This is a genomic window from Thermodesulfobacteriota bacterium, from assembly GCA_036397855.1.
Classification (GTDB): Bacteria; Desulfobacterota_D; UBA1144; order Nemesobacterales; family CSP1-2; genus DASWID01.
Genome location: DASWID010000037.1, coordinates 1 through 7,878, shown reverse-complemented (window position 1 = coordinate 7,878; position 7,878 = coordinate 1). Strand labels below are relative to the sequence as shown.

Below are 7,878 nucleotides of genomic sequence, written 5' to 3'. Positions count from 1 at the left end.
ACTTAACCTTATTTCGTGCTTTCTGATTATATACCAATTTTAATTATTTTGTTTCTATCGACACTTCTTGCTGCCGTACTTCTTGGTATTTCATATATTCTGGGACCAAGAAGACATGTGGGGCGAAAGCTCACCCCATATGAGTGCGGTGTTCCACCAATTGGTGATGCAAGGCAAAGGTTTCCGTCAAAATACTACTTGATTGCTGCGCTATTCATACTTTTCGATGTGGAGTCCGTTTTCCTGTTTGCATGGGCAGTGATCTTTAAGGAATTGGGTGTTCTGGCTTTTGTTGAAATAATTGTCTTTTTCTTAATAATACTTGGTGGTTATTTTTATGTTTTGAAGTCGGGGGCACTGGAATGGGAGTAAATATGAACCCACTCCTTGGGGGAGACGGCTTTATAACTACAAAACTCAGTTCGTTCGCAAACTGGGCCCGAAAGAATAGTCTATGGCCCATGCCTTTTGGTACAGCCTGTTGTGCAATCGAGATGATGGGGGTGTTTGCTTCACGCTTTGACCTATCAAGATTCGGTGCTGAGGTGGCCAGATTTTCTCCACGACAGGCCGACCTGATGATAGTATCCGGCACAATAACATATAAAATGGCTTCAATCTGCAGGAGGATCTATGAGCAGATGCCGGAACCTAAGTGGGTAATTGCAATGGGGTCATGCACATGTGGCGGTGGTCCTTTTGATAGCTATGCGGTCGTTCAGGGAATAGACGAGTTCCTTCCTGTCGATGTTTATGTGGGAGGTTGTCCGCCCAGACCAGAGGCTTTGATCGATGCTGTTATGAAGATCCAGAAGAAGATAGAGATCGAGGGAGCACCACTTGTATGAGTTTAGATCTGCCTGAAATCATACAGTCTCTACAGAAAAGTTTCCCGGGTGTGGTTATAGACAGCAGACTATTTAGGGGTGAAATAACCCTTATTATAAAGAGAGAAAATATCAGGGAAGTTTGCAAGCATCTTAAATTTGGCATGGGTTTTTTATTTCTAGTCGATGTAACTGCGGTAGATTATTTGGGAATTAAAACCCCTCGCTATGAAGTAATATATCACGTTCATAGGTTTGGTTCCGATTTTGATGAAAATCTGAAGATAAGATTGAAAGTAGAAATTCCCGAAGATAATGTAAGTGTTGATTCTGTGACACCGGTTTGGAGTGGGGCTGACTGGCTAGAGAGGGAGGTTTTCGACATGTTCGGAATAGAATTTGTGGGCCACCCCGACCCGAGAAGAATTCTGATGCCAGAAGATTATGAACCCTTCCCTTTGCGAAAGGACTTTGATGTTAGAAATAGAGAACCTTCAAAAAAGAGTTTTGAGCGAGCCCTTGAAGAAGGGTGATTTTAAGAGATTCTATTAAGTAATACCGACTAATTTTCAAGTCGTTCGCCAATCAATGGAAAGAATAGAGTTATTATCCGTACCATCCGATATTGAGGGAAAATCACGGAGTGAAACCCTTATGCTTAACATGGGGCCGCAGCATCCTTCCACGCATGGTGTACTCAGGGTGGTTCTAAGTCTGGATGGAGAAACAGTAGTGAAAGCAGTTCCATATATCGGTTATCTCCACAGGGGGATTGAAAAGCTCTGTGAGCATATAACTTACCAGCAGTGTCTTCCCTATACTGATAGGATGGATTATGTCGCATCAATTTGTAACAACATAGGATTCATACTCACGATTGAAAAGCTATTGGGTATCGAAGAGGCTATACCAGACAGGGCGAAAGTTGCCGAGGTCATTCTATTCGAGTTGGGAAGAATAGAATCTCACCTCATAGGGATAGGCACAAATGCAATGGATCTTGGTGCAGTGAGTGCTTTCCTCTATTGCTTCAAGGAGAGAGAAAGGATTTACGATATCCTGGAGATGGTTTGTGGCGCTCGATTAACCACATCGTATCCGAGGGTAGGGGGTTTACCTGAAGATCTCCCTGAGAACTTTGAGGCTGCTGTAAGAAATTTTTTAAATATATTTCCTAAGACCCTGAAAGAAGTTGATAAGCTTCTAACACGGAATAAGATCTGGATCAAGAGAACAAAGGGGGTTGCTTATATAAGTGCTGAGGATGCAATAGATCTTGGACTTACGGGACCTGCTCTCAGAGGGAGTGGAGTTCCGTATGACGTGAGAAAGGCGGTACCTTATCTCGGATATGAGAACTACGATTTTGAAATTCCTGTTGCAACGGATGGGGATGCATACTCCCGATATCTATGTAGATTAGAAGAAATGCATCAGAGTCTTAGGATAATCGAACAGGCTATGAGCAATCTACCAGACGGACCCTTTATTGCGGACCTGCCTGAAATAGTCCTTCCTCCGAAGGATCTTGTATATTCAAGAATGGAATCACTTATAAGGCATTTTGTAATCGTCTATGAAGGATTTAAGACACCCGCTGGTGAGGTTTATCATTCAGTAGAAAATCCGAAGGGGGAGCTGGGGTATTATATCGTGAGCGACGGTTCTGGGAAACCCTATAGGATGCGTGTAAGGGGACCTTCTTTCGTCAATTTGCAGGCCCTGCCTAAAATGGTTGAGGGAAGTTTGTTGGCCGACGTTGTCGCGGCAATCGGTAGCATTGATATCGTGTTGGGTGAAGTTGATAGATAGGGCCAGTCCTTGGATAGGTGTTTATGGTGAAGACCAACAGGTCATGGCAATTTGTTGCCAATTACCATTATGCACATGAACACAAAAACTCTGGTCTAAAATGTTTTTCCCTTCAAAAATGACGTCGAGTGCGATATCTTTTGCCCTTGACTGATTAGCCTCGTCAGCTTCAACCCAAATGTCGATTGGGGATTGCCATTTTGCGGAGATGACTCCGGGTATTTCACTCGGGAGCGACTGAGCAAAAGTTATCTGATTATCCGTGATAGTAAAGCCCTCTAACGGTTGACCATAGCCGGATTGGCTGTAAAGGAAAATTAATATCGATAAAGCAATGGTACCTAAAAGTTGCAATATCATCAATTCTTCCTCCCATTGTTTGTGCGATTTAATTACCCGCCAGAAGGAGGCACTTTTGTTATTTCTGCCTCTTTTGGCGCTTTAAATATGAACAAAGAGTCTGGTATCCCATTGTTAATTTGCATGTCGCTAAGTTTAACCGTCGTCAAGTTTCCAAATGGATCATAGAGATAAATTGTATTAACGAGCATGGAATCCTTGTCTACTGCAATGGTAACACTGCTGTACTCTTCACTATTTTCTTTGGGTGAAAGATCAATGAAATAGGTGCTATTCTCTTTCGCGGGATTATTCTTAGAGAAGCGGGCATCGAAAAGATTTTTTAAATTCCCCAGTCCCGAAATCAAAGTAGTCGTTGTTGGCGTGTCTATAACCTCACTTAGAGAAGACTCTATAACTTGTTTTTCTTCTTCGTTATAAAACCAAATTGTAATACCGTCAGATACGATTTCATCTTTCGTTGGCCTTGAATAGTTCCACCTCATTTTCCCTGGTTTTTTAAACCACACGTCGCCTTGTGCTCTCTGTACCTTGTTTAGTGCTTTTACTGTCGCTTCCTGTGTAAACTTTGAACTGAAGTCGTTTATCTTTTCATATTTTTCCTGAATCTGATTCAATACCGTATCAAGATTTTCATTTTCTTTCGCCAATAATTGTGAACCGGATAAAATTGAAGTCAAAAAAAGAATAACAATGAAGATTCTCAATTACTTTGCCTCGCTTTCACCTGATCTATATCTATGAATACCTCTCTGGGCTTTCCTGCCGATTCCTGTTGACCTATTACTCCCTCTTTCTCCATGATCTCAACGATTCGGGCAGCTCTATTATAACCTATTTTGAGTTTTCTCTGTAGCATTGAAATCGAAGCCTGTCGGGTTTCCGCTATGATTCTGAGAGCTTCAAAATATAGTTCATCTTTCTCCTCTTCGATTTCCGGTTGAGTATCGGATTCTTCTATTTTTGTGATTTCCTGATTATACTCGGGTTTGGCCTGAGATTTCAGAAACTCTGTAATACTTTCTCTCTCTTCATCAGATATCAAGGCACCCTGAATCCTGAGTAATTTAGATGTTCCAGGTTGAAGGAATAGCATGTCCCCCTTTCCTAGGAGCTGTTCGGCTCCAGTACTGTCCAATATTATTCTTGAATCTACCCTTGATGAAACTAGAAAAGAAATTCTGGCCGGAAAATTTGCCTTTATAAGTCCAGCAACTATATCGACCGAGGGTCTTTGTGTGGCGACTATAAGATGAATGCCTGCTGCGCGAGCCATCTGCGAGAGCCTGGTTATTGATTCTCTTATCTCGGTTGGTGCAATCATCATTAAATCTGCGAGTTCATCTATAATAATAACTATGTATGGAAGTGAATTTTGATCATTTTCCCTGGAATCGGACCTTGCAATGTAACTATTGTAGCTTTCGATGTCTCTCACACCTACTTCGGACATCAATTTGTACCTTAGTTCCATCTCCTTTACTGCCCACCTTAATGCTGCCGCAGCCTCCTTCGGATTTGTCACGACTGGATGTAAAAGGTGGGGTATATCTTCATAAATGGAGAGTTCAAGCATCTTTGGATCAATCATAATGAATTTCAGCTCATAAGGAGTAGCCTTGAAAAGCATACTGGCTAAAACTGTATGTAGAAAAACACTCTTACCCGATCCGGTGGTCCCTGCTATCATGAGGTGAGGGGCTCTGCGCAAATCCATGTAGAATGGAATTCCAGATATATCCTGACCCAAAGCGAGTGTAAGCATTGATCTACTGTTTATATATTCGGATGATTCTAATAATTCCCTGAGAACAACTGTCTCTCTCTGGGTATTTGGCACCTCAATACCAATCACATCCCTTCCCGGAATCGGTGCGATTATTCTTATGCTAAGTGCACTCAGCCCCATTGCCAGGTCGCTTGATAGAGATGAGATTTTATTTATCTTGATTCCCGGAGAGGGTTTATATTCAAACATCGTGATCACAGGGCCGGGCCTTATCTCTGTTACCTTCCCGGAGACACCGAAATCGGAGAGTTTTTCCTCTATCAGCTTCGCATTTTTGTATACCGCCTCCTTGTCTATAACAATGTTCCCCTTTATCTTCGGATCTAGTAAATCGATATGTGGAAGCTTGAAGTCCTCTCTCTCTTGAACCAACTGTTCTGATTTAACATCAGGCGTTTTTGAAGGTTTCTCAATCACGATTTGAGGTAGATTGTCTGTGTTATCCGCATTGTTTTTATTAAAAGAAGTCTTATTTAATGCATTGACTTTTATGTTCATTCTCTTGTTATCAACTCGGCTAGGGGTCCCCTGTTTCTTAAATAAGACCGATAACTTTTCGACTGCCGTTTCAGTTGCGATACGTAGAAGTTTTAAAGAGTATCCGGCTCCATCCATGAGTATCTTAACGGTTTTCCCACTCCAGTCGAGAATTTGAGACAGGCTTAGATTTGATAAAATAATTAAACTCAAAATGAGAAGGATAGTTACAATCATATAGGAACCTATTGTTCCCGCGATTCTGCCCTTAAGCGTTGATGAAATTATGTTTCCTACCCAGCCACCGGGCGGACTGTATCCAAGGAGATAGCGATTTTCAAAAATCAGTCCCAAGATTGCGGTAGTCGAAAACAAGAAAATAAATGCTGCGATTGATTTCCTATAGAGATTGGCTCCTGGTTTGTTAACAAAAACCAATATTGCTGTATAAAACATTACCACCGGGACCACGAAAGAGGCAATTCCAAACGCGCTCCCGAGCATATCTGAGATGAAGACTCCTGACGTACCCATAGCTCCTTTAACGTCAAAACCGGAATTGGTACTGTAAAAGATTAGGCTCAAGGTGGAAAATAGACCGATCGTGAACAATAAAGCTGCGCTAATTTCTCGTTTTATGAAATCTGATTTTTCTTTCGCGGTACTTTTAGCTCTTGCCATGTTTTATTAAATCTTAATAATAAAGAAAAGTTATTTCCACAAATTTAATAATTTACTTCATATTATAAATTAATGAAAAATAGCCCACGAAAAATTAATTGTCAAATAGATAGGGCTACCTTGTGAATATGCAATCAGTAATTTTGAAGTAAAGGGCCCGCTGCCTTAATAGCAAGATTCCATGATTGAAGTGGGAATACTCCCAGGAGTAGGGTTGCGATTGTAAGTATGGTGATGGCTAGGGCTGAGAAGGGCTTAAGTGCAGGGAATTCGATTTTTTCATCTCTCATATAAGCATATACTAGTACCCTCAAGTAATAGTAAGCTGATACAACGCTGTTCAATATTCCGATGATGGCTAGCCAGTAGAAGTCGGCCTTTATTGCCGAAAGAAACACCCTATATTTTGCAAAAAAGCCAATAGTTGGAGGAACGCCGGCGAGTGAGAACATGAAGACACCGAATGCGATGGCAATCAGGGGTTTTCTCTGCCAGAGGCCCGAAATATCCTCAAATGTCTCGCATTCTTTTCCATCCTTAGATAAATAGGCTAGGACGCCAAAGGCACCAAGATTCATAAAAGAATAGGCGAAGAGGTAGTATAGCACACTACCCAAACCCGTACTTTTGCCTCCGAGATTCGCTACTACTCCGATTAGCGCATATCCGGCATGGGCGATGCTCGAGTAAGCTAGCATTCGCTTTATACTGTTCTGTGCGATTGCGGCAAGATTACCGATGGTCATGGTAAAGGCTGATACAATCCATAGAGCATGTGTCCAATCACCTTCAATCTGGTAATTAGCTACAAACAGTATTCTCAGGAGAAAAGCAAAGGCTGCGGCTTTGACTGCTACTGACATAAATCCTGTTACAGTCATAGGAGCCCCTTCATATATGTCTGGCACCCATTGGTGCAGGGGAAATGCACCGATTTTGAAGATGATACTTGCAAGGATCAACGCCGATCCTACTAAATATAGAGGGTTACTACTATCGAATCGCAGCGCAATCAAATCGATGAAAATTGTCCCAGAGGCCCCGTATAGCAAGGCTATCCCGTAGAGGAGTATGGCGGACGAAAAGCCTCCCAGGACTAGATACTTCATTCCTGCCTCTGACGAAAGTACGGATCTTCTATTGAAACCTGATAGTATATAGACGGAGATCGACATAATTTCAAAACCAAGAAAAAAGGACATGAATTCTTTTGCGGAACTGAGGATCATCATTCCCGAGGTTGAGAATAGAATTAGCGAATAGAATTCATTCGGCCTAAAACCCATATTACTTGTATAGTCCCTAGAGAGGGCGATCGCGATAAAGCAACTGATGAGGAAAATAATGTTGAAGTAGCCGGAAAATACGTCGATGGAAATCGCTCCCGAAAAGGCGAGTGAGGAATTATTTAACCGATTAAGGTTAAGAATAAATGCAATTATGATGCCAGTAAGTACTATCCAGAAAAGCTCTTTTTTTTTATCCCGTATTATTAGAGGGTCAATCACTATCAGTATCATTCCTGTAATTATTAGTGTAATCTCTGGTCCGATTAAGAGAGTGCTCTTAAAAATTTCACTCAAGTCCATTTATTAACTCCAGTTGTAGGTTTGATCAGTAGGATGTAAGCTGAGTAGAGTAGTATTGTTGAGTGATGTGTTTATGTCAAGTATTTTACCGGTCGGAATTACTTTCGCTGAAAGAGATTAAAGTTTTATCTGAGTTTATTAAAACATCCCACCATTGATATGAAGGACCTCGCCCGTTATGTATTCAGATTCTATTAAAAAAATTACTCCCATCGCTATATCCTCCGGAGAACCATTCCTCTTCAAAGCGGTGCCTTCCACAGCCTGCCTTTTTTCCCCTTCGGTGAAGTTATAAGGGAACAGTACCGGACCTGGGGCAATAGCATTAACGTGGATATCTGGA

9 protein-coding genes are annotated in these 7,878 nt (G+C 41.6%); 4 read left to right on the top strand and 5 right to left on the bottom strand.

From position 1 onward, the window contains the following. The first annotated feature begins 15 nt into the window (after window positions 1-15). The 4 genes from ndhC to nuoD are packed head-to-tail and all read left to right on the top strand — an operon-like array spanning window position 16 to window position 2,639. Window positions 16-372, top strand: coding sequence for an NADH-quinone oxidoreductase subunit A (gene ndhC, locus VGA95_03070; GenBank protein HEX9665517.1), 357 nt, complete (start codon window positions 16-18; stop codon window positions 370-372). Beyond that, window positions 363-848, top strand: coding sequence for an NADH-quinone oxidoreductase subunit B family protein (locus tag VGA95_03065; protein HEX9665516.1), 486 nt, complete (start codon window positions 363-365; stop codon window positions 846-848). Before ndhC ends, VGA95_03065 begins: the two co-directional genes overlap by 10 nt. Further along, window positions 845-1,360 carry an NADH-quinone oxidoreductase subunit C gene (locus tag VGA95_03060; protein ID HEX9665515.1) on the top strand — a complete coding sequence of 172 codons (516 nt, stop codon included), beginning with the start codon at window positions 845-847 and terminating at the stop codon, window positions 1,358-1,360. Before VGA95_03065 ends, VGA95_03060 begins: the two co-directional genes overlap by 4 nt. Before the next feature lie 55 nt (window positions 1,361-1,415). Next, window positions 1,416-2,639 (top strand): NADH dehydrogenase (quinone) subunit D, encoded by a 1,224-nt coding sequence (gene nuoD / locus VGA95_03055; protein ID HEX9665514.1) that lies wholly within the window; start codon window positions 1,416-1,418, stop codon window positions 2,637-2,639. A 21-nt stretch (window positions 2,640-2,660) separates the two neighbouring features. On the opposite strand, the gene VGA95_03050 is transcribed toward nuoD, so the two are convergent. The 5 genes from VGA95_03050 to VGA95_03030 form a co-directional block, all read right to left on the bottom strand. Further along, window positions 2,661-2,999 carry a hypothetical protein gene (locus VGA95_03050; GenBank protein ID HEX9665513.1) on the bottom strand — a complete coding sequence of 113 codons (339 nt, stop codon included), beginning with the start codon at window positions 2,997-2,999 and terminating at the stop codon, window positions 2,661-2,663. A gap of 32 nt (window positions 3,000-3,031) precedes the next feature. Further along, window positions 3,032-3,706 (bottom strand): outer membrane lipoprotein chaperone LolA, encoded by a 675-nt coding sequence (gene lolA / locus VGA95_03045; protein ID HEX9665512.1) that lies wholly within the window; start codon window positions 3,704-3,706, stop codon window positions 3,032-3,034. Next, entirely contained in the window at window positions 3,703-5,946 is a 2,244-nt protein-coding gene (locus tag VGA95_03040; protein ID HEX9665511.1) for a DNA translocase FtsK 4TM domain-containing protein, read from the bottom strand. The genes lolA and VGA95_03040 overlap by 4 nt, the downstream gene beginning before the upstream one ends. A 134-nt stretch (window positions 5,947-6,080) precedes the next feature. Then, a complete protein-coding gene (locus VGA95_03035) occupies window positions 6,081-7,535 on the bottom strand; it encodes an NADH-quinone oxidoreductase subunit N (protein ID HEX9665510.1) in 1,455 nt (484 codons plus the stop codon). 138 nt (window positions 7,536-7,673) lie between these two features. Continuing rightward, window positions 7,674-7,878 (bottom strand): SDR family oxidoreductase (locus VGA95_03030; GenBank protein ID HEX9665509.1); only part of this gene is annotated, 205 nt, incomplete at its 5' end.